This window comes from Nocardiopsis chromatogenes YIM 90109 (assembly GCF_000341185.1).
In the GTDB taxonomy this organism is placed as follows: Bacteria; Actinomycetota; Actinomycetes; order Streptosporangiales; family Streptosporangiaceae; genus Nocardiopsis_A; species Nocardiopsis_A chromatogenes.
The window spans coordinates 1-410 of sequence record NZ_ANBH01000159.1; the positions used below are offsets into that span (position 1 = coordinate 1).

The window sequence follows — 410 nt, forward strand, 5'->3', positions numbered from 1 at the left end:
CGGTGCACGTGGCCGCCGGGGACGGGCTGGCCCGGGTGGCCACCGAGGCGCTGGTGCGGCAGAAGCGGCTGCTTGCCGAGCTGGGCGGCACCTACCACCAGGTGATCGGCGACGACGTGCCCACGGCGCTGCTGGAGTTCGCCCGCGGGGTGAACGCCACCCAGATCGTGCTGGGCTCCTCGCGCCGCCGCGCCTGGCAGCACGCGTTCGGGCCGGGCGTGGGCGCCACCGTGGCCCGCGAGTCCGGCGACATCGACGTGCACATCGTCACGCACGAGGAGGTCGGCAGCGGCCGGGGGCTGCTGCCGCCGCTGCGCGGGACGATCAGCCGGGCCCGCGCCGCCTGGGGCTGGACGATGGCGGTGCTGCTGCCGCCGCTGCTGTCGGGGGGGCTGTACCTGCCGCCGCTC

1 protein-coding gene is annotated in these 410 nt (G+C 77.1%); it reads right to left on the reverse strand.

What is annotated here, in order from left to right; genetic code table 11:
* Positions 1-275, reverse strand: a 275-nt coding sequence (locus tag D476_RS40140; protein WP_394296936.1) for a hypothetical protein, incomplete at its 3' end; no start/stop codon positions are given.
* Between the last annotated feature and the right edge of the window lie 135 nt (positions 276-410).